26 protein-coding genes and 2 pseudogenes are annotated in these 21,133 nt (G+C 53.0%); 15 read left to right on the forward strand and 13 right to left on the reverse strand.

Annotation, left to right across the window (positions count from 1 at the left end; all coding sequences use genetic code 11):
• Positions 1 to 179: 179 nt before the first annotated feature.
• Positions 180 to 1,733 (reverse strand): DegQ family serine endoprotease, encoded by a 1,554-nt coding sequence (locus NM96_08660; protein ID AVR79394.1) that lies wholly within the window; start codon positions 1,731 to 1,733, stop codon positions 180 to 182.
• Between the two features lie 171 nt (positions 1,734 to 1,904).
• Positions 1,905 to 2,537 (reverse strand): endonuclease III, encoded by a 633-nt coding sequence (gene nth, locus NM96_08665; GenBank protein ID AVR79395.1) that lies wholly within the window; start codon positions 2,535 to 2,537, stop codon positions 1,905 to 1,907.
• Between the two features lie 165 nt (positions 2,538 to 2,702).
• Here nth and NM96_08670 point away from each other — a divergent pair, with 165 nt between their 5' ends.
• Positions 2,703 to 3,548: a DUF817 domain-containing protein gene (locus NM96_08670; protein ID AVR79396.1), complete on the forward strand. Its 846-nt coding sequence runs from the start codon at positions 2,703 to 2,705 to the stop codon at positions 3,546 to 3,548.
• 72 nt (positions 3,549 to 3,620) lie between these two features.
• On the opposite strand, the gene NM96_08675 is transcribed toward NM96_08670, so the two are convergent.
• Entirely contained in the window at positions 3,621 to 5,789 is a 2,169-nt protein-coding gene (locus NM96_08675) for a primosomal protein N' (GenBank protein AVR79397.1), read from the reverse strand.
• 138 nt (positions 5,790 to 5,927) lie between these two features.
• Between NM96_08675 and NM96_08680 the strand changes: the two genes are divergently transcribed.
• The gene (locus NM96_08680) at positions 5,928 to 6,725 is read left to right on the forward strand and encodes a thiol:disulfide interchange protein (GenBank protein ID AVR79398.1); all 798 of its coding nucleotides are present in this window, start codon (positions 5,928 to 5,930) and stop codon (positions 6,723 to 6,725) included.
• 87 nt (positions 6,726 to 6,812) lie between these two features.
• Here the strand turns inward: NM96_08680 and NM96_08685 are convergent, their stop codons facing one another.
• The 3 genes from NM96_08685 to NM96_08695 all read right to left on the reverse strand — a co-directional run bounded on the left by NM96_08685 (position 6,813) and on the right by NM96_08695 (position 9,346).
• The gene (locus NM96_08685; GenBank protein AVR79399.1) at positions 6,813 to 7,778 is read right to left on the reverse strand and encodes an IS30 family transposase; all 966 of its coding nucleotides are present in this window, start codon (positions 7,776 to 7,778) and stop codon (positions 6,813 to 6,815) included.
• A gap of 226 nt (positions 7,779 to 8,004) precedes the next feature.
• Positions 8,005 to 8,829, reverse strand: coding sequence for a CBS domain-containing protein (locus tag NM96_08690; GenBank protein AVR79400.1), 825 nt, complete (start codon positions 8,827 to 8,829; stop codon positions 8,005 to 8,007).
• 1 nt (position 8,830) lies between these two features.
• Positions 8,831 to 9,346 carry an rRNA maturation RNase YbeY gene (locus tag NM96_08695; protein AVR79401.1) on the reverse strand — a complete coding sequence of 172 codons (516 nt, stop codon included), beginning with the start codon at positions 9,344 to 9,346 and terminating at the stop codon, positions 8,831 to 8,833.
• Positions 9,347 to 9,574: 228 nt separating this feature from the next.
• Here NM96_08695 and NM96_08700 point away from each other — a divergent pair, with 228 nt between their 5' ends.
• A complete protein-coding gene (locus NM96_08700; GenBank protein ID AVR79402.1) occupies positions 9,575 to 9,952 on the forward strand; it encodes a hypothetical protein in 378 nt (125 codons plus the stop codon).
• 46 nt (positions 9,953 to 9,998) lie between these two features.
• Positions 9,999 to 10,937 (forward strand): hydroxymethylbilane synthase, encoded by a 939-nt coding sequence (locus NM96_08705; GenBank protein ID AVR79403.1) that lies wholly within the window; start codon positions 9,999 to 10,001, stop codon positions 10,935 to 10,937.
• 69 nt (positions 10,938 to 11,006) lie between these two features.
• Here NM96_08705 and NM96_08710 read toward each other — a convergent pair whose 3' ends face one another.
• Positions 11,007 to 11,645: a DedA family protein gene (locus NM96_08710; protein ID AVR79404.1), complete on the reverse strand. Its 639-nt coding sequence runs from the start codon at positions 11,643 to 11,645 to the stop codon at positions 11,007 to 11,009.
• The gene (locus NM96_08715; protein ID AVR80304.1) at positions 11,626 to 11,790 is read right to left on the reverse strand and encodes a licheninase; all 165 of its coding nucleotides are present in this window, start codon (positions 11,788 to 11,790) and stop codon (positions 11,626 to 11,628) included. Before NM96_08715 ends, NM96_08710 begins: the two co-directional genes overlap by 20 nt.
• 33 nt (positions 11,791 to 11,823) lie before the next feature.
• Here NM96_08715 and NM96_08720 point away from each other — a divergent pair, with 33 nt between their 5' ends.
• The 5 genes and pseudogenes from NM96_08720 to NM96_08740 all read left to right on the forward strand — a co-directional run bounded on the left by NM96_08720 (position 11,824) and on the right by NM96_08740 (position 14,065).
• Positions 11,824 to 12,492, forward strand: a complete 669-nt coding sequence (locus NM96_08720; protein ID AVR79405.1) for a DnaA regulatory inactivator Hda — start codon at positions 11,824 to 11,826, stop codon at positions 12,490 to 12,492.
• Entirely contained in the window at positions 12,489 to 13,157 is a 669-nt protein-coding gene (locus NM96_08725) for an HAD-IB family hydrolase (protein ID AVR79406.1), read from the forward strand. Before NM96_08720 ends, NM96_08725 begins: the two co-directional genes overlap by 4 nt.
• A gap of 140 nt (positions 13,158 to 13,297) precedes the next feature.
• Entirely contained in the window at positions 13,298 to 13,597 is a 300-nt protein-coding gene (locus tag NM96_08730; protein AVR79407.1) for an acyl carrier protein, read from the forward strand.
• A gap of 10 nt (positions 13,598 to 13,607) precedes the next feature.
• Positions 13,608 to 13,931: a divalent-cation tolerance protein CutA gene (locus NM96_08735; protein AVR79408.1), complete on the forward strand. Its 324-nt coding sequence runs from the start codon at positions 13,608 to 13,610 to the stop codon at positions 13,929 to 13,931.
• 26 nt (positions 13,932 to 13,957) lie between these two features.
• Positions 13,958 to 14,065, forward strand: a pseudogene (locus NM96_08740) (IS5/IS1182 family transposase).
• Between the two features lie 111 nt (positions 14,066 to 14,176).
• Here the strand turns inward: NM96_08740 and NM96_08745 are convergent.
• Complete coding sequence (locus NM96_08745; GenBank protein ID AVR80305.1) at positions 14,177 to 14,353, reverse strand: transposase; 177 nt, start codon at positions 14,351 to 14,353, stop codon at positions 14,177 to 14,179.
• Between NM96_08745 and panD the strand changes: the two genes are divergently transcribed.
• Together panD and NM96_08755 are read left to right on the forward strand one after the other, a co-directional pair.
• Positions 14,321 to 14,704, forward strand: a complete 384-nt coding sequence (gene panD / locus NM96_08750; GenBank protein AVR79409.1) for an aspartate 1-decarboxylase — start codon at positions 14,321 to 14,323, stop codon at positions 14,702 to 14,704. The two genes, NM96_08745 and panD, sit on opposite strands and share 33 nt — an antisense overlap.
• An 87-nt stretch (positions 14,705 to 14,791) precedes the next feature.
• Entirely contained in the window at positions 14,792 to 15,634 is an 843-nt protein-coding gene (locus NM96_08755; GenBank protein ID AVR79410.1) for a 3-deoxy-8-phosphooctulonate synthase, read from the forward strand.
• Between the two features lie 86 nt (positions 15,635 to 15,720).
• Here NM96_08755 and NM96_08760 read toward each other — a convergent pair whose 3' ends face one another.
• Both NM96_08760 and metZ read right to left on the reverse strand, forming a co-directional pair.
• Positions 15,721 to 15,924: a DUF2788 domain-containing protein gene (locus NM96_08760; protein AVR79411.1), complete on the reverse strand. Its 204-nt coding sequence runs from the start codon at positions 15,922 to 15,924 to the stop codon at positions 15,721 to 15,723.
• 117 nt (positions 15,925 to 16,041) lie between these two features.
• Positions 16,042 to 17,211, reverse strand: a complete 1,170-nt coding sequence (gene metZ / locus NM96_08765) for an O-succinylhomoserine sulfhydrylase (protein ID AVR79412.1) — start codon at positions 17,209 to 17,211, stop codon at positions 16,042 to 16,044.
• 59 nt (positions 17,212 to 17,270) lie between these two features.
• Between metZ and NM96_08770 the strand changes: the two are divergent.
• Positions 17,271 to 17,390, forward strand: a pseudogene (locus NM96_08770) (IS5/IS1182 family transposase).
• Positions 17,391 to 17,537: 147 nt separating this feature from the next.
• Here NM96_08770 and NM96_08775 read toward each other — a convergent pair.
• Together NM96_08775 and NM96_08780 are read right to left on the reverse strand one after the other, a co-directional pair.
• Positions 17,538 to 18,128, reverse strand: a complete 591-nt coding sequence (locus NM96_08775; GenBank protein ID AVR79413.1) for a hypothetical protein — start codon at positions 18,126 to 18,128, stop codon at positions 17,538 to 17,540.
• A 108-nt stretch (positions 18,129 to 18,236) separates the two neighbouring features.
• Positions 18,237 to 19,064: a hypothetical protein gene (locus tag NM96_08780; protein ID AVR79414.1), complete on the reverse strand. Its 828-nt coding sequence runs from the start codon at positions 19,062 to 19,064 to the stop codon at positions 18,237 to 18,239.
• A gap of 102 nt (positions 19,065 to 19,166) precedes the next feature.
• Here NM96_08780 and NM96_08785 point away from each other — a divergent pair, with 102 nt between their 5' ends.
• From NM96_08785 to NM96_08795, 3 genes are all read left to right on the forward strand, one after another.
• Complete coding sequence (locus NM96_08785) at positions 19,167 to 19,418, forward strand: hypothetical protein (protein AVR79415.1); 252 nt, start codon at positions 19,167 to 19,169, stop codon at positions 19,416 to 19,418.
• A 73-nt stretch (positions 19,419 to 19,491) separates the two neighbouring features.
• Positions 19,492 to 20,334 carry a basic amino acid ABC transporter substrate-binding protein gene (locus NM96_08790; protein AVR79416.1) on the forward strand — a complete coding sequence of 281 codons (843 nt, stop codon included), beginning with the start codon at positions 19,492 to 19,494 and terminating at the stop codon, positions 20,332 to 20,334.
• A 235-nt stretch (positions 20,335 to 20,569) separates the two neighbouring features.
• Positions 20,570 to 21,112 (forward strand): molybdenum ABC transporter ATP-binding protein, encoded by a 543-nt coding sequence (locus NM96_08795; GenBank protein ID AVR79417.1) that lies wholly within the window; start codon positions 20,570 to 20,572, stop codon positions 21,110 to 21,112.
• The last annotated feature ends 21 nt before the right edge of the window (positions 21,113 to 21,133 follow it).

Genomic DNA, 21,133 nt, shown 5'->3' on the forward strand with positions numbered 1-21,133 from the left:
TTAATAGGAAGTCAATCGGAGCGGAACGTTTTCAGACGACCTTTGAATGCGATTGTTGACAAAGCCAAAAGAGCAAAACCATCAAAAAACAAACAAATCAATCAGTTGCTAAAATTACAAAATACCCGCCATCTTAGGATGGCGGGTATTCTATCATTGAATGGCGCTTGCGTTGCACCTTATTGCAGGGTCAGGGCGAGGAAAAGCGTATTGCCGTCGCGCTGAACCAGCAGCGGCACATTTTTGCCCGCACCTGCCAACGCGCTGCGGAAGCTCGATTCGTCGTTGACGCTGATTTGGCTGACGGCGAGGATTTCGTCGCCGCGTTTGAGTCCGGCACGTTCCGCCGCGCCGCTGACGCGGGAAACAATCAGGCGGCTTTTGCCTGCACCTTCATCGACGCGCAGGGTCAGTCCCGTATTATCGACGGTAAAGCCGTCTGCCGGATTTGCCTGCTGCGGCTGCTCGGTAGCGCGTGAAGACGTTTCGTTCTGCTCCGCCATGCTGCCGAGTTTGACTTTCACATTGATTTTCTCGCCTTTGCGCCATACTTCCAGCGAAACTTCCTTACCCGGCAGCATCGAGCCGACCATGACCGGCAAATCGCTGGAAACGCGCACTTCTTCGCCATTGACGCTGCGGACAATGTCACCCACTTGCAATCCTGCCTGCATTGCAGGGCTGTTCGGCATCACTTTGGCAATCAACGCGCCGCTGGCTTTGTCCAAGCCGAACGATTTCGCCAGATCGTAAGACACTTCCTGAATAATCACGCCCAACTGACCGCGCTGAACCTTACCGCTGGTTTTCAACTGCTCGGCAACGTTCATCGCCACATCAATCGGAATCGCGAAGGAAATGCCCATAAATCCGCCGCTGCGGCTGTAAATTTGGGAGTTGATGCCGACCACCTGACCTTTCAGGTTAAACAGCGGGCCGCCGGAGTTGCCCGGATTGATGGCAACGTCGGTTTGGATGAAAGGCGTGTAGCTTTCGTTCGGCAGGCTGCGCCCTTTGGCGGACACGATGCCTGAAGTAACGCTGTTGTCAAAGCCAAACGGCGCACCGATGGCGGCAACCCATTCGCCCGGTTTCAAATCTTTCGGATTGCCGATTTTGACGACGGGCAACTCTTCCGAAGCGTCAATCTTCAGCAACGCGACATCGGATTGCGTATCCGATCCGATCAGCTTGGCGGTGTATTCGCGTTTGTCGTTGAGCAGGACTTTGATATTGCCCATGCCGGCAACGACGTGGGTATTGGTCAGGATATAGCCGTCTTTACTGATGATGAAGCCGGAGCCGAAGTTCAAATCCTCGTCGGCAGACTGGTCTTCCGGCATATCGGGCATATTCGGGACAAGGCGTTTGAAAAACTCGTAAAACGGGTCGTTGTCAGGGAACTGGCTCAAATCCATGCCCTGCTCTTCAGACTGCCCGCTGCCTGCGGGGCGTCTCGCGGGAGAAGCTTGGATATTGACCACCGCCTGGCCTTCGTTTTGCACCAATTGTGCGAAATCGGGCAGCAGCATGCCGACGCTGCCGTTATCTTTGGAAGGTTCGATTCTTTGTACGAATTCTTCGCTTTTACTGTCGCCGCCGAAGAAGCTGCTGATTTTGTCACAGCCGCCCAAGGCCAGCGCAGAAGCCGTTACCAAAGCAAAGTATCTGTATTTGTTCATTTTTTCGCGCACCGCGTTTCCTTTTCCGAATAACGGATTGTGTTCTTGCATCTTAAAAACCGGGGGTCGTCTGAAACTTTTATCGTTTTCCAACCCGATAAGGTCGAATTTTACCTTTTGTCCATATTTTTTCAAGCATTTCATTTTAAATAAAAAAATGCCGTCAGAAATTTTAACCTAATGGAAAGGTTGTTTTGTTGATTGTTTACAATTTATCAATGTTTACATCAACTTCGCACCATATTCGCACAAATCATTAATGATGCACTTCCAGCATTGCGGCTTCTGCGCTTTGCAGGTGTAGCGTCCGTGCAAAATCAGCCAATGGTGCGCATCCATCAAAAATTCTTTCGGCACAAAGCGCATCAGCTTGTCTTCCACCTCGCGCACATCCTTGCCCGGCGCGATTTTGGTACGGTTGGACACCCTGAAGATATGCGTATCGACCGCCATGACGGGATGGCCGAACGCCGTGTTCAACACCACGTTTGCCGTCTTGCGCCCCACGCCCGGCAACGATTCCAAAGCCTCGCGGTCTTCCGGCACTTCACCGTTGTATTTTTCCAGCAGGATGCGGCAGGTCTGCATGATGTGTTTGGACTTGGTTTTATAAAGCCCGATGGTTTTCGTGTACTCCATCACGCCGTCCAAACCCAAATCCAACATCGCCTGCGGCGTATTGGCAACCGGAAACAGCTTTGCCGTCGCCTTATTCACGCCCACGTCGGTCGCCTGCGCCGACAGCAAAACGGCAATCAAAAGCTCGAAGGGTGAATTGAAATGAAGCTCGGTGGTCGGATGGGGATTGGCAGCGCGGAAACGCTCGAAAATTTCTTGGCGGATCTGTTTGTTCATGGGGATATGGGTAGGATTGGTGTGTGTCTTTATCGTTTACCCGATTATAACGCAAAAGGTCGTCTGAAAACGCCAACCGCTTTTTCAGACGGCCACTTAATATTCCCGGATCCCTATTCTTACGTTATATTCCATCCCTTTTAAAAATGAAGGTCGTCTGAAAATATGTTGGGCAAACTGGATACTTGGCTGATGGAACACCCGAAACGGGATGATTTGCACGGTTGGCGGCGTTTTGCGGTCGAATTCTGGTTTTTCGGACTGAAAGAAGCGCGCGCCTGTTTGTTTGCAGGTTTGTTTTTCATCGCCATGTTTCTGATTCCGAAAACAGGCTGGCTGGGGATTTCACGCTATGACCTGCTGCTGATTTTTGCAGTCTCCGTACAGGTTGCGATGCTGTATTTCAAGCTGGAAACGTGGGACGAAGTGAAATCGATTACGCTTTTTCACTTGGTGGGCTTTGCTTTGGAGTGGTTCAAAACATCGGGCGACATCCAGTCTTGGAGCTATCCGGACGAGGCATACACCAAAATCGGCGGCGTGCCGCTGTTTGCAGGCTTTATGTATGCGGCGGTCGGCAGCTACATCATTCAGGCTTGGCGGCTCTTTAATATCAGAATCAAAAGCCATCCGCCGTATTGGTTGAGCACATTGTGCGCGCTGGCAATTTACGTCAATTTTTTCACTCATCACTATCTCGGCGACTACCGCTGGTATCTCGCCGCATTCGCACTCGGGCTGTATGCGCGGACAACGGTTTTATACACGCCCTATGACACTACCCGAAAAATGCCGCTCCTGCTGTCTTTCGTCCTAATCGGTTTTTTCATTTGGCTAGCGGAAAACTTAGGGACTTTGTTCGGCGTTTGGCGTTATCCCAACCAAATCGGCGCATGGGCATCGGTACACATCAGCAAATGGAGTTCGTGGGCTTTGCTGGTGATGATGACGTTTACCATCGTGGCGAATTTAAAACACGTCAAACACACCATCAGCGTTTCTAAAGATTAATGTTCGATACTGCGAAAAGGTCGTCTGAAAATGCCTCTTCCGCTTTTTCAGACGACCCCTTCCCTATTCCACTTACGCTTCCTGCGCGTCCACATCCACCGACCATCTGATTTTGCCGTCGCGGTTTTGCTGCAACACCTGCACCCACAAACTCACGGCGCGGTGCAAATCCTGTCGGGATGTCGATTCGAGGAAGATTTGCGCGCGTTCGCGTTCGGCTAGGCGCACCATCAGCATGGGGGCGGCGCCGAACTGTGAGACGCTTTCGGGTAAAAGCGGGGCGAGGGTTTCTTTGGCGGCGTTGAGAAACTCCATCGCATCGGCAACGCGCGGCGCATCGGCGCGGACGGCGGTCTGAAAACCGAAGGGCGGCATGGCGAACATTTGCCGCTCGTTCAATTCGTTTTCGGCAAACACGGCGTAGTCCTGCGCTTTGACGGCGGCGAAGACGGGATGTTCGGGCAGTTGGGTCTGTATCAACACCTTGCCGGGTTTGTCGGCGCGCCCCGCCCTACCGGACACTTGCATCAGCTCGGCGAACAGCCTTTCCGGCGCGCGGAAGTCCGCGCTGTACAGGCTGCCGTCGGCGTTCAATACGATAACGAGGTTAAGCCGCGCAAAATCATGGCCTTTGGCGAGCATCTGCGTACCGACCAGAATGTCGATTTCGTTGTCAGCGATGCGGCGGTACAAATCCGCCCAGTCGTTTTTGTGCGCGGTGCTGTCCCTATCGACGCGGACGACGGCGGCCTTGGGCAGGAAGGCCCGCAGGGTTTCTTCGACGCGCTGCGTGCCGTGGCCGACGGCGGTCAGGTCTTGGTTGCCGCAATCGGGACATTTGAACGGGATGGGTTCGCGGTGGTCGCAGTGGTGGCAGCGCAGTTGGTGGGCGCGTTGGTGCAGCACCATTTTGGCGGAGCAGTTCGGGCAACCGAAGGTATGACCGCAGTCACCGCAAAACAGCGCGGGCGCAAAACCGCGCCGGTTGAGGTACACCAGCGACATGCCGCCCGCTTCAAAGTTCTGTTTCAAAAGCTGCAAAGCCTGCGGCGAGAAGCCGTTGTCGAGTTTCAGACGGCCTACGTTGAGGATCTCCACTTGCGGCAGTTGCGCAGCGGTATGGGCGCGCTCGGTCAGTTGCAGCAGGCGGTACGCGCCGCTTTGCGCCTTGTGCCAACTCTCCAAGCTGGGCGTGGCACTGCCCAACACGACGGGGCAGCCGCTCTGCTTCGCCCGCCACACCGCCAAATCGCGGGCGTGGTAGCGCAATTCGTTGTCCTGTTTGAACGAGCCGTCATGTTCCTCATCGACTACAATCAACCCGACATCATCCATCGGCGTGAACACCGCCAGCCGCGTGCCGATGACCAACTTCGCCTGCCCCAACATTGCGCGCAGATAATCCTGCGTGCGCCTGCCTGCCGCCATCTGGCTGTGCAACACGGCAGTCGGCACGTCGGCAAACCGGTTTTCCACCCGCTTCAAAAGCTGCGGCGTGAGGTTGATTTCTGGCAACAGAAACAACACCTGCCGCCCCTGCGCCAACACTTTCGCCATCGCATCGAAATACACTTCGGTCTTGCCGCTGCCGGTGATGCCGTACAGCAGAAACGGCTGGAAGCTGCCAAAGGCCGTCTGAATTTCATCGGAAGCCTGTTGCTGGTCGGCGTTGAGCTGAAATTCAGACGGCCTCAATACAGGCTTTGCCGCTTCCGTGGTTTCAATCCAGCCCTGTTCCGCCCAATCTTCGATTAATTTCACCGCCTGCGCGTTCACCTGCTTCAACGCCGCCATCGTCATCCCGCCCGACAGCAGCGCGTCCCACAAAGCCGCTTTTTTGTTGAACCGCGCCGGCGGCGGCGTTTGCGCCCTGCCCGCTTCGTTCAGCGCGTAAAACAACGGCGGCTGCGGCATTTCCACCGCGCGCGTTTCCTTCAAACCCTGCGGCAGCGCGGCAAACACCGCCTGCCCTGTCGGATAGTGGTAATAACGCGACGTAAACGAGAGCAAATCACGCCAGTTTTCAGGCAGCGGCGGCTCGTCCGAAAAGGCCGTCTGAACACCCAAAATCCGCGCCGCGTCCATATCGGGCGCAATATCCGTTTCCCACACAATCCCGACCACGGTCTTGTTGCGGAAAGGCACAAGCACCCGCGCGCCCTGCGGCAGCGGCTCGGAATGGGAATAAGTCAAAAGGCCGTCTGAAAGCGGCACGTTTACGGCAATGCGGTGATAGATCATACAAGCAAGCAAATCGTTTTTTTGCGTATTTTAACAGCCGAAAGCTATTTTCAGACGATAAATTGAGCCTCAATACAATGCAGGCATGACAGAGGTTTGATACAATGCGGTTTTCTTGACACACGCCTATACTTAAAAATGAAAACCAAATTAATCAAAATCTTAGCCCCCATCGCTCTGATCTCACTGACCGCGTGCGGGCAAACGCCCGTTTCACAGGCAAATGCAGCGCCCTCTTCAGCCGCCGCCAAGCCCGCCGCCCCCGTGCAAGGCAAAGTCGGCGAAGCCTTGAAAGCCCGCCTCGAAAAAATTTACGAATCCCAAGGCCTGAAAGTCATCAGCGTCAGCGAAACCCCTATTCAAGGCATTTATGAAGTCGTTGTCAGCGGCAAACAAATCATTTACACCGATGCCAAAGGCGACTATATGTTCGTCGGCGACCTCATCGACGTCAACACGCGCAAAAGCCTGACCGACGAACGCGCCGCCGATTTGAACAAAATCGACTTCGCCTCCCTGCCTTTGGACAAAGCGATTAAAGAAGTGCGCGGCAACGGCAAGCTGAAAGTCGCCGTCTTCTCCGACCCCGACTGCCCGTACTGCAAACGCTTGGAACACGAGTTTGAAAAAATGACCGACATCACGATCTACAACTTCATGATGCCGATTCCGAGCCTGCACCCCGATGCCGCGCGTAAAGCCGAAATCCTGTGGTGTCAGCCTAACCCGACCCAAGCCTGGACCGACTGGATGCGCAAAGGCCAATTCCCGAGCGGCAAAGCCAATTGCGACAATCCCGTTGCCGAAACCACTTCTTTGGGCGAACAATTCGGCTTCAACGGCACACCTACCCTCGTTTTCCCGAACGGCCGCAGCCAAAGCGGATACAGCCCTATGCCGCACCTCAAAAAAATCATCGAAGACAATCAGAAATAAGATTGGCTTCAAGATACGGCAAAGGTCGTCTGAAAACCTTGTATATCGGTTTTCAGACGACCTTGGATTCGGATTTCAAGTGCAACACTAGGGTACCAGTGGTTGGAACAGATTTAAGAATAAAACACTTGGCGTTTCGTAGCCAAGTGTTTTTCTCGGCCGGTGGTTCAACTCATCTTGAACCCTGCGTATCTCCCGATCGCTGATGTTTCGGAAATCGGTCTGTTTGGGGAAATATTGTCGGATGAGTCCGTTGGTGTTCTCATTCAGCCCTTTCTCCCAAGAATGGTAAGGGCGGCAAAAATAGGTTTTCGCCTTCAATGCTTTGGCTATTTTGGTGTGTTGGTAGAACTCTTTGCCGTTATCCATGGTGATGGTGTGGACTCTGGCTTTATATGCCTTTAATACCCTAATGGCCGCCCGGGCAGTGTCTTCGGCCTTTAAGTTCTTTAATTTGCAGATGATGGTGTAGCGGGTAGTGCGTTCGACCAAGGTCAATAATGCGCTTTTCTGATCTTTGCCGATGATGGTGTCGGCCTCCCAATCGCCGATACGGGTTTTTTGGTCGACGATGGCGGGTCGGTTTTCTATGCTGACGCGGTCGGGCACTTTGCCTCTGGTCCATGTGCTGCCGTAGCGTTTGCGGTAGGGTTTGCTGCATATTCTGAGATGTTGCCACAAAGTGCCGCTGTTGCTTTTGTCTTGGCGAAGGTAGCGGTAAACGGTGCTGTGATGGAGTGTGATCCCGTGGTGTTTGCGTAAGTAAGCGCATACTTGTTCGGGACTGAGTTTGCGGCGGATAAGGGTGTCGATGTGTTGAACCAGCTGCGAATCGAGCTTATAGGGTTTTCGCCGGTGCTGTTTGGTCAGCCGGCTTTGCTTCTGTGCTTTTTCGGCGCTGTATTGCTGTCCTTGGATGCAGTACCGCTTGATTTCTCGGCTGATGGTGCTTTTGTGGCGGTTAAGTTGTTTGGCGATTTCGGCGATGGTGCAGTGGCGGGACAGGTATTGGATATGGTATCGTTCGTCTTGGGTCAGTTGTGTGTAGCTCATGGCAATCTTTCTTGCAGGAAAGGCCGTATGCTACCGCATACTGGCCTTTTTCTGTTATGGAAAGTTGCACTTCAAATGCGAATCCGCCGACCTTTTTCTTTAATTATAGTGGATTAAAATAAAAATGAGACAAGGCGGCAACGCCCGCCGTGTACAGGTAGTACATAAGGGCGTTGGCAACGCCGTATCATTGCAATTTTAATCCACTATATCAGACAAATCCCGTTTATTTCACCTTAGTCGCCATCAACGTATGCAACCGGCGGTTGTCGGCGCGGGCGACAGTGAACTGCAAACCGCCGATCACGACTTTTTCTCCGCGCACGGGCAGGTGCCCCAATTCCTGAATAACCAGCCCGCCGATGCTGTCGGCTTCTTCGCTGCTGTAATCCGTACCGAAAAAGGCATTGATGTCTTCGATTTCGGTTACGGCGTTGATACGCCAGCGCTCGGTGGAAACAGCGTGGATATTGTCCGCGCTTTCGTCTTCGTCAAACTCGTCTTCGATGTCGCCGACGATTTGTTCGATAATGTCTTCAAAAGTTACCAAACCCGACGTGCCGCCGTATTCGTCGATGACGATTGCCATGTGGTTGCGCTGCTCGCGGAATTCTTTCAAAAGCGCGTTCAGCGATTTGCCTTCGGGTACGAAAACGGCAGGACGAAGGATGGATTTGAGGTTGAACTGCTCGGGATTGAACATGTATTTGAGCAGGTCTTTGGCGTGCAGGATGCCGAGGACTTCGTCTTTGTCTTCGCCGATGACGGGGAAACGGGAATGGGCGGTTTCGATGACGTAGGCAGTGATGCGCTCGATGCTGTCGTTTTCTTTCAAAACGTTCATGTGGCTGCGGGTAATCATGGCATCGCGCACTTCCAAGTCGGCAAAGTCGAGGACTTTTTCCAGCCGCAAAAGTGTATCCGCGTCAAATACTTCCTGTTCGTGTGCCTGCCGCAGCAGGCTGAGTACGTCTTCGGCGGAATCGGGTTCGCCGGCAAGTCGGGAAATCAAACGTTCGAAAAATGTCGGTTTCGACCGGGTGTCGTCCATTTCAGTATTCGTCCTCTTGGTAGGGGTTGGGATAACCTGCCGCCTGCATCAGGCGGATTTCGAGCGCCTCCATTTCTTCGGCCTCGGTCTCTTCGATGTGGTCGTAGCCCATCAGGTGCAATGTGCCGTGCATGGTCAGGTGGGCAAAGTGCTGCTCGGCGGTTTTTCCCTGCTCGGCAGCTTCTTTCAATACGACTTGCGGGCAGATGATCAAATCGCCGCAAAGCTCGTCTGAAAACTGATCGGGCAGGATTTCGCCTTCGTTCAAGGCAAAACTCAACACATTGGTGGCGTAGTCTTTGCCGCGGTAATCGCGGTTGTAGGCGCGTGCTTCTTCTTCGTCCAGAAGAATCAGGCTGATGTCGGCGCGGCGGTATTCGTTTTTCAACGCCGCCCATGCCCAGCGGTAGAAATCGCGTTCGCTCGGAAGATTGGCGGCGGTTGAGGCGTTTTCAAAATTCAGGCAGAAACGTTGCCGCTGCAACGATAAGAAGGGATATTTTTTGGCGCGTTTCATGCTGTAAGGCTGTTGGAGTTAAAATGTTTTTAGAGAATAAGTTTTATTTTACGGCAGTATGAACTAACATCATGCCGACAGACCCTGTATTCCGTTTCTTGCGGTCTGTTGAAATCGGCATTTCAATGCCGGTACACATTATAGTTTATTTCGTTGCAACAGATATAGTGCAACGGCTTCTCCGACAGCTTCGCAGCGGAATACCTTTATCAACCACGGTAATTGCAAATGAACAAATTTCTTTTCCCCATACTGATTGCCCTGACAGCCTGTTCCCCGCAAAACAAAATCGAAACGTCTGCTGGCAAACCGACGGAAACTCCGGTCGAAAAAAGTGGCGGCGACACGGTCAAAATGACAGGGACAGTCCATTATTCGCTCGAACAGGCTGAATTTACCGCCGACGGGAAGACCTATTTCATCAACGGAGGCGAAAGCCTGATGGACCAAGTAGAAAAAAAACGCCTGAGTTCCGGCTCATATAACGTTACCCTGAACAATATCTGCATTCAGGGAAAAGTGCTGACCAAAGAGCAAAACCAAGGCAACGGATTCGGCCCCTTGGGCAAGTACAGTCAGGCGGTTAGCGTAGAAAGTTTGTGTTAGACTGTCGAACTTCCCGCCTCATGAATTAGAAAATCAGAAACTGCAAATGAACCCGAAAAAACTCGTTATCGCCAGCCGCGAAAGCCTGCTTGCCATGTGGCAGGCAAAACATATCCAAGGTCGTCTGAAAACCCTGTATCCCGACTGCGAAGTCGAAATCTTGGGCATGACCACACGCGGCGACCAGATTTTGGACAAAACCCTGTCGAAAATCGGCGGCAAAGGCCTGTTTATCAAAGAGTTGGAACAAGCCTTGCAGGACGGTCGCGCCGATTTGGCAGTGCATTCGATTAAAGACGTGCCGATGGATTTGCCCGAAGGCTTCGCCCTTGCCGCCATCAGCGAGCGCGCCAATCCGTTTGACGCGTTCGTATCCAATCAGTACGCTCGTTTGGAAGAAATGCCCAAAGGTGCCGTCGTCGGCACATCCAGCCTGCGCCGCGAAGCCCAGTTACGCGCCCGCTATCCGCACTTAGTCATCAAGCCCCTGCGCGGCAACGTACAAACCCGCCTGTCCAAACTCGACAACGGCGAATACGATGCCATCATCCTCGCTGCCGCCGGATTGCAGCGTTTGGAACTGGACGAACGCATCCGCCTGATTCTCTCCGAAGCCGACAGCCTGCCCGCCGCAGGACAAGGCGCGTTGGGCATCGAAATCGCCGCACACCGCACCGACCTTCTCGACGTATTGAAACCCTTAAACCACGATGTCACACACGCCTGCGTGACCGCCGAACGCGCCCTCGCCCGCGCTCTGGGCGGAAGCTGCCAAGTCCCGCTTGCCGCGTATTGCACCGAAGAAAACGGCCTGCTCACCCTGCGCGGACTGGTCGGACACCCCGACGGCTCGGTAATCTTGCAGGCAGACGCGCAAGCCCCCGCCGCCTACGCCGACGCACTCGGACGTGCAGTCGCCAAAAAACTGGCGGACGACGGCGCGCAGGAATTGATTGAAGCCGTGTTGAAAGAACAAGCCGAATAAATCGGTTGGCAAGAAAAGGTCGTCTGAAAAACGTTTTCAGACGACCTTCTCTTATGGTTCAAACAATTTTTATTTCTTCGCCGCCCTTCTCGCGCGGAGGACTTCGACCACGCCCGGAAGGATGGAAATCACGATAATCGCCACCATCACCAATGCCAGATTGTTTTTGACAACCGGAATATTGGCGAAGAAATAGCCGGCATAGGAAAACGACAAGACCCACAATACCGCGCCGATGATGTTGTAGCGGATGAAGGTACCGTAGTGCATACTGCCCATGCCCGCGACAAACGGGGCGAACGTCCGCACAATCGGTACGAAGCGGGCGATGATGATGGTTTTACCGCCGTGTTTTTCGTAGAACGCGTGGGTTTTCTCCAGATACGACTGGCGGAAGATTTTGGAATCGGGGTTGGCAAAGAGTTTGCGCCCGAAAAATTTGCCGATCATGAAGTTGGCGGCATCGCCCAAAATTGCGGCGGCCAAAAGCAGCGCAATCATGACATGAATATTCATACTACCGACCGTGGCAATCCCGCCCGCGGCAAACAGCAGCGAATCGCCCGGCAGAAACGGCGTAACCACCAAACCGGTTTCGCAGAAAATAATCAAAAACAACACCGCGTAAATCCATACGCCGTATTGCGCGGAAATCTCGACCAAATGCTGGTCGATGTGGAGGATAAAATCAATAAGGGTCGAAATCACGAGATTTTCCTGAAATAAAAAAGACAGGGGTCGTCTGAAAACAGACGCGTTGCCAAATGTCCGCCATTGTATATGAAACCCATGCAGCGCGCCCCTTTTTCAGACGACCCCGTGCCTTGATACGCCCTGACAAAACAACGTACAATAAACCCGATTCCAACCCATCCGGTATGCCTTTGTGAACCAGCTTATTTTCGACTTCGCCGAACGCGGCTATCCCGGTTTCGACAAATTCCTCGGAACGGAAAATGCCGAACTGGTCTATGTGTTACAGCATAAACACGACCCGTTTATCTACGTCTGGGGCGAAGAAGGCGCGGGCAAAAGCCACCTGCTGCGCGCATGGGTCGCCCAAGCGCTCGACGCGGGGAAAAAAGCCGTTTATATCGACGCCGCCGCCACGCCACTGACCGAAGCCGCCTTTGAGGCAGAATACCTCGCCATCGACCAAATCGAAAAACTGGGCAACGAAGAACAAGCCCTCCTGTTTGCCGTATTCAACCGTTTCCGCAACAGCGGCAAAGGCTTTCTGCTGCTAAGCTCCGAACACACGCCCCAACAGCTCGTCATCCGCGAAGACTTGCGCACCCGCATGGCCTACTGTCTCGTTTACGAAGTCAAACCCCTGACCGACCAAGAAAAAATCGACGCGCTCGTCAGCATGGCGGCGGCGCGCCAAGTCACCATAGACCCCGAAATCTTCGAATACCTGCTCAACCACTGGCGGCGCGACATGGACAGCCTGATGCAGATGCTCGACACGCTGGACAACTACGCCGTTACCATGGGCAAACGCATCACCCTGCCGCTTCTTCGCCAGCTTCTGAAACAACAGGAAACCCAATGAAAAACCTTGCCATCTTCGACCTCGACAACACCCTCATCAACACCGATTCCGACCACTCTTGGCCGCAATACCTCATCAAAAAAGGGCTGGTTGACGCTGCCGAAACCGAAGCGCAAAACGAAAAATTCTACCACGACTACCAAAACGGCTGCCTCGACATCGACGCCTTCCTCAAATTCCACCTCGCCCCGCTCGCCCGTTACAGCAAAGAAGAGCTGGCAGAATTTCACCGCGAATTTATGGCAGAGTTCATCACGCCCTACATTTCGCCCATGCAGCGTATGCTGGTACAGAGCCACCAAATGGCGGGCGACGAAACCCTAGTTATCTCCTCGACCAACGAGTTCATCATCACCCCCATCTGCCACCTTTTCGGCATCACCAACATCATCGGCACCCAACTCGAAACCGGTGCCGACGGCCGCTACACCGGCAACTACATCGGCACGCCCAGCCTCAAAGAAGGAAAAATCACCCGCCTGAACCAATGGCTCGCCAAACGCGGCGAAACGCTCGAAAGCTATGGCAAAACCTATTTTTACAGCGATTCCAAAAACGACCTGCCGCTGCTGCGCCTCGTCAACGAACCCGTCGCCGTCAATCCCGATGCCGAGTTGGAACAAGAAGCCAAAGCAAAAGGTTGGCCGATATTGAACTTCAAATAATCAAAACCGCGCCCGCCGCCCAAACGGGTGCAAACACCCGTAGCGTGGGCTTTACCCGCGAAAAACAAAAGGTCATCTGAAAACAAACAAAAACAATTTCCCCCTAAATCTCTACAAATCGACAAATAAGGAAAACACCCATGTCCATTCGCGGCATCATCCCCGCCCTGCTGCTTGCCTTTGCCCTACCCGCAGCCACGCAAACCGTCAACCCGGCAGAATACACCCCAGCATCCCAAAATCCCGCACAACCCATCAAACCCGTCAAACTTTCCATCTTGGTTTCCCCCGAAGGCAAAGCCGTAGAAGTCAGTATCCTCGAATCCAGCGGTTATGAAGGGCTTGACGAAACAGCCGTGGCAACCGCCAAAAAAGACAAATACGATGCCGCCGGATACTGGGTGAGATATAAAGGAACCATCGAGTTTAAAAACCAATAGGTCGTCTGAAATGTCCGCGTTCAAACCCGTCATCGTTACCACCACCGCCCCAACCCGCGAAGAAGCCGAAAAAATCGGCAGCCTGCTTCTGGAAAAGCAACTCGCCGCCTGCGTGCAATACGAAGCCATCACCAGCCAATACCTTTGGAACGGCGAAATCTGCCGCGACAACGAAATCCGCATCACCATCAAAACCTCGCGCCACTGCTACCGCGAAATCCAAAAAACCATCCTCGCCAACCACAGCTACGAATGCCCGCAAATCCTGATGCAAAACGTATCGCGCGGATACGCCCCCTATTTGCGTTGGCTGAAGCGGTGTCTCGGTTTATAGTGAATTAACTTTAACCCAGTACGGCGTTGCCTCGCCTTAGCTCAAAGAGAACGATTCTCTAAGGTGCTGAAGCACCAAGTGAATCGGTTCCGTACTATCTGTACTGTCTGCTGCTTCGTCGCCTTGTCCTGATTTAAATTTAATCCACTATATAAAACAGCCGCGTCGTCTGAAAAACGCACAAGCATCATTATGAATTTACAGGGAAGTCCACTATAATGACGGCTTTTGATTTTCAGACGACCTTATAGTGGATTAACTTTAAACCAGTACGGCGTTGCCTCGCCTTGCCGTACTATCTGTACTGTCTGCGGCTTCGTCGCCTTGTCCTGATTTAAATTTAATCCACTATACGTCTGCATCCGCAATCCAAAACCAAAAGGAAACCCATGTTCCGCACCATGCTCGGCGGCAAGATACACCGCGCCACCGTTACCGAGGCCGACCTCAACTACGTCGGCAGCATCACCATAGACCAAGACCTGCTCGACGCCGCAGGCATCCTCGTTAACGAAAAAGTCGCCATCGTCAACAACAACAACGGCGAACGCTTCGAAACCTACACCATCCCCGGCGAACGCGGCAGCGGCGTCGTCTGCCTCAACGGTGCCGCTGCACGGCTCGTCCAAAAAGGCGACATCGTCATCATCATGTCCTACGTCATGCTGTCCGAACCCGAAATCGCCGCGCACGAACCCAAAGTCGTCCTCGTGGACGAACACAACAAAATCCTCGACATCCTCTCCTACGAGCCGCCGCACACCGTCCTATAAAACACAAAGGTCGTCTGAAACCGCAAAATCCGCTTTCAGACGACCTTTCAGCCATTTTCAGACGACCTTCGAGAAAGCCCCATCATCATGAACATCCGCATCAACAACCTCACCGTCGGCAACGACCTCCCCTTTACCCTGTTCGGCGGAATCAACGTCTTGGAAGACCTAGACTCCACCCTCAAAGCCTGCGAACAATACGTCAAAGTGACCGACAAACTCGGCATCCCCTACGTCTTCAAAGCCTCCTTCGACAAAGCCAACCGCTCCTCCATCCACTCCTTCCGCGGCGTCGGCTTGGACGAAGGCATGAAAATCTTCCAAGCCGTCAAACGCGAGTTTGACGTACCCGTCATCACCGACGTCCACGAACCCTACCAATGCGCCCCCGTCGCCAAAGTCTGCGACGTCATCCAACTGCCCGCCTTCCTCGCCCGCCAAACCGACCTCGTCGTCGCCATGGCAAAAACCGGCAACGTCATCAACATCAAAAAACCCCAGTTCCTCAGCCCCTCGCAGATGAAAAACATCGTCGAAAAATTCCAAGAAGCAGGCAACGGACAAATCATCCTGTGCGAACGCGGTGCCAACTTCGGCTACGACAACCTCGTCGTCGATATGCTCGGCTTCGGCGTCATGAAACAAACCTGCGGCGGCCTGCCCGTCATCTTCGACGTCACCCACTCCCTACAAACCCGCGAATCCGGTGCCGCTGCATCCGGCGGACGACGCGCGCAAGTGCTGGATTTGGCGCTCGCCGGCATGGCAACCCGCCTCGCAGGCCTCTTCCTCGAATCACACCCCAACCCCGACCAAGCCAAATGCGACGGCCCCAGCGCCCTGCCGCTTGCCCAACTGGAAGACTTCCTGACCCGCGTCAAAGCCGTGGACGAAACCGTCAAATCCTTCGCGCCTATGGACATCCGTTAACACAGTATGGCAAACGAAAGGTCGTCTGAAAACCCAGATTTAAGTTTTTCAGACGACCTTTCCCTTATTCTTCTTAGTTTGCCACCTCAAGGCAGGGCGATGAATTTAATCAGCACTTCTTTGAAAATAAAGCCGAACACACCCAAGCCCAATACCAGGAACAAAATCGCGATGCCAAATTTGCCCGCCTTGGATTCCTTGCCCAAGTTCCAGACGATAAAACCCAAGAAAATAACCAGTCCGGTCAGGCAGATTTTCATCGCCCAATCGGAAAATTCCGCTTCACTCATAATTGATTTCCTTATTTGATGTTGTGTGTATTTTAATGTTTTCAGACGACCTTTGAAACGCCAAGAGGTCGTCTGAAATGTAATGGTTCAGCAAATGCCGTCTGTCGGGCGTTTGGCTTAACGCGCCAATGCCTGTTTCAAATCATCAATCAAATCATCGACGTATTCCAAACCGACGGACAGGCGCACCAGTCCGGGGCGAATATTGGCGGCGAGTTTTTCTTCGGGCTGCATTCTACCGTGCGTGGTTGTCCACGGGTGGGTAATGGTCGAGCGCACGTCGCCGAGGTTGGCAGTACGGGAGAAGAGTTCAACGCTGTCCACGATTTTCCACGCGGCGTCAGTGTCGGCGACTTCAAAGCCGATGACGATGCCGCCGCCGTTTTGCTGTTTGCGGATAAGCTCCGCCTGCGGATGGTCAGGCAATCCGGTGTAGTAAACGGCTTGAACCTGCGGCTGCGCTTGCAGCCATTGGGCGATTTTCAGGGCGTTGTCGAACTGTTTTTCCATACGCAGCGACAGGGTTTCTACGCCGCTCAACAACTGCCATGCGTTAAACGGCGACATCGCCAGCCCGCAAGAGTTGCAGTAAACAGCGACCTGCGTCATCAATTCTTCCGAACCCGCCAACACGCCGCCCATCACGCGCCCGTGTCCGTCGATGGCTTTGGTTGCGGAGGAAACGGAAATATCCGCGCCGTGTTTCAAAGGCTGCGAGCCGACGGGCGACAGCAGGCTGTTGTCCACCACCAAAAGCGCACCGATGCTGTGCGCCAATTCTGCCAAGGCTTCCAAGTCGGCCACTTCGCCCAAGGGGTTGGACGGTGTTTCCAAAAACAGCATTTTGGTGTTGGCTTTGACGGCGGCTTTCCATTCGTCCACATCGGTCGGCGACACATGGCTCACTTCGATGCCGAATTTGGTGACGATGTTATTGATAAAGCCGACGGTCGTGCCGAACAGGCTGCGGCTGGAAATCACATGGTCGCCCGCCTGCAGGAAGGTGAAAAACGCCGCCTGAATCGCGGACATACCGGTCGAAGTGGCGACCGCGCGTTCCGCGCCTTCTAAGGCAGCGATGCGTTTTTCAAAGGCGGCTGTGGTCGGGTTGGCAGTACGGGTATAAGTGAACCCTTTGATTTTTTTGGAAAACAAATCAGCGGCATGTTGGGCGCTGTCCCACATGAAGCTGCTGGTGAGAAACAATGCCTGATTGTGTTCGCGGTATTCGGTTTGCTCTTTGCCGCCGCGTATGGCGAGCGTCTGCGGGTGGAGTTTTTTACTCATTTGTTTTCCAATCTTGTTCAGCAGGTTTGTTTGATGTCTTAATAGTGGATTAACTTTAAACCGGTACGGCGTTACCTCGCCTTAGCTCAAAGAGAACGATTCTCTAAGGTGCTGAAGCACCAAGTGAATCGGTTCCGTACTATCTGTACTGTCTGCGGCTTCGTCGCCTTGTCCTGATTTAGTTAATCCACTATAAATAAGAGAAGCCATAGGTTAACTTGTTAACATTTTGCGCTTATTTGCGCCGTCTTTCAAGTTTGGCGGCGAATGGCAAAAGGTCGTCTGAAAACGTTTTTCAGACGACCTTTTGCAATCGTTCCAAGCTTTTATTGATAAACCCGCCCGTCGTGTTCCAGCCAGCCGTCGGTATGGCGGCCTGCGGGGTCGTGGTGCGTCCAATGGAGGACGCCGCCCTGCTCCGACCATTCGTATTCGCCGTAGAAGCCGACTTTATCGCCTTTTTTCAAGCCTTTGATTTTTTCGGCGAGGTCGATGTTGTGCGCCACTAAAAGCGTTTGCCCGCTGGACAGTTTCAAGATAAAACGCTGATGGCGCGTGCCTTGGTTGTCGTCGGGCAGCGTTTTAAGAACCGTACCCGCACCTTTCACCTGAATATCGCTCTGTTGGTTTTCAAAGGCTTGCTGCAATATTTGTTCCGCACTGCCCTGCCCTGCTTGGCGGTCGGATTTCGGCTGCTTCGGTTGCGATTTTTTGGATTCAGACTGCTCAGATTGGCGTTTTCCCGCTTGGGTTTGAGGCTGCGTTTGGGTTGGTACGGCATCCGCTGCCTGACCTTGCCGCCCCTGCTGCATTTTTTGATAACCGACTACCACGGCGGCAACAATCAGTATCCAAATCCATTTGTTTTTGTTCATAAAATCCACGCCCAAAAAAATGCCCGACGGTTCATCGGGCATAAATTATTTGAAAGGAGTTAAATCACGATAACGTGAGCCACCATTATATACAAAACCAGCGGAAAAATCAGCATTTTCAGTCCGATACCTGAAGCGGCGGCTGCGTTATCACGCTTTTTTGTTCCCCTGACTGTATTTCATTTCGTATTTGATGTCATTCAGGATTTTTTTCACGTTGTAATCCAAAAGCTGTTCCACCAAATCGGGCGCCTGTTCGCTGAGGGTTTGTTGGAGCTGGTAGGTAAACAGCGCCATTTGTTTCTGCACGGCGGTGCGTATCATGCCGTTGACGGCGTCGGCGACGTGCGGGCGCAGGCGTTTGATCAAACGCTCGCTCAGGTCTTGCTCGGAAATGCAGAACACTTCCCTGCGGTTGATAACCTGCGGGTTCAACACGTTGATATGGACGGTAATCGGCGGCGTTTCTTGTTTGAGGTCGTCTGAAACCTGCTCTTGCGCCTGCGGATTTTCGTTTTCAGACGACGTTGCTTCATCTTTGACAGGCGCGTCTTTTACAGGCGCGTCAAATTCGACCGTTTTACGTTTCGGGTTCAGCCAAACCGTGCGCGTGGACTCAATTTGCCTGTCGGACGCGCTCATTTGCAGCGAAGACTGCGCGTTCAGCCAGTTTTCCTGCAAAATCACCATCGCATCGGTCTCCGCCGTTTCACCGGCTTCTTCCTCCAGCATGGCGTTGTGTTCCTCCTGCCATTTGCGCAGATATTCCGTCAGCACGGCATCGCGGTTGGCATCGTCGAGCTTGACCGACTTGGCTTTGGGCTTCTGCTCGAAGGCAGGCTCTTGAGATTCGCGCACCAAAGGCGCGTGTGTGTAAGGTGCGTTCAATTGGCGGGTTTGCCGCAGCTTTTCCAAGCGGCTTTCCCAATCCAGGCTTTCATCCGTTTGTTGTGGCGTATCGGGACGATTCGTATCCATTTTTTGCTTTCGTTCTTCCGTTGTGTCATTTCATTTCACGCGCATAGCGAATGCCGTGATTTGCTATAATGCGGTATTTTAACAGATTCCCAGGAACACATCATGAGCAGCATCGAACAACGCCTCGAATATTTGGAAGAAGCCAACGACGTTTTGCGTATGCAGAACCACGTCCTCGCCACCGCCCTCAAAGGCCTGATCCGTTCGCTGCCGTCCGACATGGCAAACGAAGCCGTCGAGTCCATCCAGCTTGCCTTCGAAGACGCGCTCGCCGAATTGAACTACGAAGACAGCCCGCATACCGACCTCTTCCATGACGTAACCTACGCTTTTTTCCGCGAAAAAGACCACTGACGCGTAGCGATTTTACCAAACCGTGTTAAACTATCCGTTTATTTATTAATATCCGTAAAGAAGGAACCTCCCCATGAACATGAAAAAATGGATTGCAGCCGCCCTCGCCTGCTCCGCGCTGGCACTCTCCGCCTGCGGCGGCCAAAGCAAAGATGCTTCCTCGTCAGCCCCTAAAGCCGACAAAGTGTACCGCGTCGCCGCCAACGCCGAATTCGCCCCTTTCGAATCATTGGATTCCGCCGGCAACGTTGAAGGTTTCGACGTCGATTTGATGAACGCGATGGCAAAAGCCGGCGGATTCAAAGTCGAATTCAAACACCAGCCTTGGGACAGCCTCTTCCCCGCACTCAAAAACGGCGATACGGATATCGTCATTTCCGGCGTAACCATTACCGACGAGCGCAAGCAGTCCATGGATTTCACCGACCCTTATTTTGAAATCACCCAAGTCGTCCTCGTTCCCAAAGGTAAAAAAGTCGCCTCTTCAGACGACCTCAAAAACATGGCGAAAGTCGGTGTCGTTACCGGACAAACCGGCGACTTCTCCGTTTCCAAACTCTTGGGCAACGACAATCCTAAAATCGCCCGCTTCGAGAGCGTTCCTTTGGTCATCAAAGAGCTGGAAAACGGCGGCGTCGATGCCGTAGTCAGCGACAGCGCGGTCATCGCCAACTATGTGAAAAACAACCCGACCAAAAGCATGGACTTCATCACCCTGCCTGATTTCACGATTGAAAACTACGGCATAGCCGCACGCAAAGGCGACGAAGCGACCGTCAAAATGCTGAACGAAGCGCTGAAAAAAGTACGCGACAGCGGCGAATACGACAAAATCCACGCCAAATACTTTGCCAAAGAAGGCGATAAAGCGGCAGCCGCCAGCCAAGCAGCCAGCCAACCTGAAGCAGCCAAATAATCTGTTTCAACGTTCTTAAGCAATAAGAAAGGTCGTCTGAAAGCCTGTATCGCGGGTTTCAGACGACCTTTTGTTTAATGAGCCGGCCATTTTATCTCTAATGACGGCTATACTGTCCCTGCAATTTTCCGACTAACACCTAAGGACAATAGTTCCAAGAGATCCAAACGTTTTAACATTTGTGACAACATTGCAAGATTTTGCCCAAAACTCCAATACACTTGAAAGCAAATTTATGTCCAATCAGATAGAACAACAATCAGAATATGCCATCGCTGCCGTAGTATATGCTGATGAAGGCAATGCTGCGATAACTGCATTATGGCAGGCCGTGCGTCGGTTGCAACAAGACGGATGGCGCGTGGCCGGACTATTAAACCCGATAGACAACGAAGGTAAGCACAGCAATTCGGAGCTGGCTTCCGTCGCAGACAATCGGCGCTTTTCCATCTTCCAAAATCTCGGCAACCATTCCAGCGGCTGCAAACTAGACGCCGGCGCACTGGCGGCGGCGGGTTCGGTGATTCGCGAAGCCATAGTGGAAGGTACGGATTTGGTAGTCATTAACAAATTTGGCCATGCAGAAATCGATAACCGCGGTTTGTTGTCGGAATACCTGACCGCCATCAGCTCAGGCATTCCGGTTTTGACCACCTTGCACAGCAAATACCTGCCTGATTGGCGAAGCTTTTCAGGCGGAGTGAGTGGGGAACTGCCCGCAGATACCGATACCGTTCTTGACTGGATAAAGCGATCCGTCAAACGAAACTTACCTTAAAATATTAACCCGCCACACGGC

This window comes from Neisseria mucosa (assembly GCA_003028315.1).
In the GTDB taxonomy this organism is placed as follows: domain Bacteria; phylum Pseudomonadota; class Gammaproteobacteria; order Burkholderiales; family Neisseriaceae; genus Neisseria; species Neisseria mucosa.

What these genes read in the sequence shown, in the direction of transcription:
- NM96_08785 (AVR79415.1), top strand. Translation starts at nt 19,167, where the DNA reads ATGAGCAGCATCGAACAACGCCTCGAATATTTGGAAGAAGCCAACGAC.
- NM96_08735 (AVR79408.1), top strand. Translation starts at nt 13,608, where the DNA reads ATGTCCGCGTTCAAACCCGTCATCGTTACCACCACCGCCCCAACCCGC.
- NM96_08695 (AVR79401.1), bottom strand. Translation starts at nt 9,346, where the DNA reads ATGAAACGCGCCAAAAAATATCCCTTCTTATCGTTGCAGCGGCAACGT.
- NM96_08755 (AVR79410.1), top strand. Translation starts at nt 14,792, where the DNA reads ATGAACATCCGCATCAACAACCTCACCGTCGGCAACGACCTCCCCTTT.
- NM96_08705 (AVR79403.1), top strand. Translation starts at nt 9,999, where the DNA reads ATGAACCCGAAAAAACTCGTTATCGCCAGCCGCGAAAGCCTGCTTGCC.
- NM96_08680 (AVR79398.1), top strand. Translation starts at nt 5,928, where the DNA reads ATGAAAACCAAATTAATCAAAATCTTAGCCCCCATCGCTCTGATCTCA.
- nth (AVR79395.1), bottom strand. Translation starts at nt 2,537, where the DNA reads ATGAACAAACAGATCCGCCAAGAAATTTTCGAGCGTTTCCGCGCTGCC.
- NM96_08700 (AVR79402.1), top strand. Translation starts at nt 9,575, where the DNA reads ATGAACAAATTTCTTTTCCCCATACTGATTGCCCTGACAGCCTGTTCC.
- NM96_08725 (AVR79406.1), top strand. Translation starts at nt 12,489, where the DNA reads ATGAAAAACCTTGCCATCTTCGACCTCGACAACACCCTCATCAACACC.
- NM96_08775 (AVR79413.1), bottom strand. Translation starts at nt 18,128, where the DNA reads ATGCCCGATGAACCGTCGGGCATTTTTTTGGGCGTGGATTTTATGAAC.
- NM96_08675 (AVR79397.1), bottom strand. Translation starts at nt 5,789, where the DNA reads ATGATCTATCACCGCATTGCCGTAAACGTGCCGCTTTCAGACGGCCTT.
- panD (AVR79409.1), top strand. Translation starts at nt 14,321, where the DNA reads ATGTTCCGCACCATGCTCGGCGGCAAGATACACCGCGCCACCGTTACC.
- NM96_08660 (AVR79394.1), bottom strand. Translation starts at nt 1,733, where the DNA reads ATGCAAGAACACAATCCGTTATTCGGAAAAGGAAACGCGGTGCGCGAA.
- NM96_08670 (AVR79396.1), top strand. Translation starts at nt 2,703, where the DNA reads ATGTTGGGCAAACTGGATACTTGGCTGATGGAACACCCGAAACGGGAT.
- metZ (AVR79412.1), bottom strand. Translation starts at nt 17,211, where the DNA reads ATGAGTAAAAAACTCCACCCGCAGACGCTCGCCATACGCGGCGGCAAA.
- NM96_08685 (AVR79399.1), bottom strand. Translation starts at nt 7,778, where the DNA reads ATGAGCTACACACAACTGACCCAAGACGAACGATACCATATCCAATAC.
- NM96_08780 (AVR79414.1), bottom strand. Translation starts at nt 19,064, where the DNA reads ATGGATACGAATCGTCCCGATACGCCACAACAAACGGATGAAAGCCTG.
- NM96_08690 (AVR79400.1), bottom strand. Translation starts at nt 8,829, where the DNA reads ATGGACGACACCCGGTCGAAACCGACATTTTTCGAACGTTTGATTTCC.
- NM96_08760 (AVR79411.1), bottom strand. Translation starts at nt 15,924, where the DNA reads ATGAGTGAAGCGGAATTTTCCGATTGGGCGATGAAAATCTGCCTGACC.
- NM96_08795 (AVR79417.1), top strand. Translation starts at nt 20,570, where the DNA reads ATGTCCAATCAGATAGAACAACAATCAGAATATGCCATCGCTGCCGTA.
- NM96_08730 (AVR79407.1), top strand. Translation starts at nt 13,298, where the DNA reads ATGTCCATTCGCGGCATCATCCCCGCCCTGCTGCTTGCCTTTGCCCTA.
- NM96_08790 (AVR79416.1), top strand. Translation starts at nt 19,492, where the DNA reads ATGAACATGAAAAAATGGATTGCAGCCGCCCTCGCCTGCTCCGCGCTG.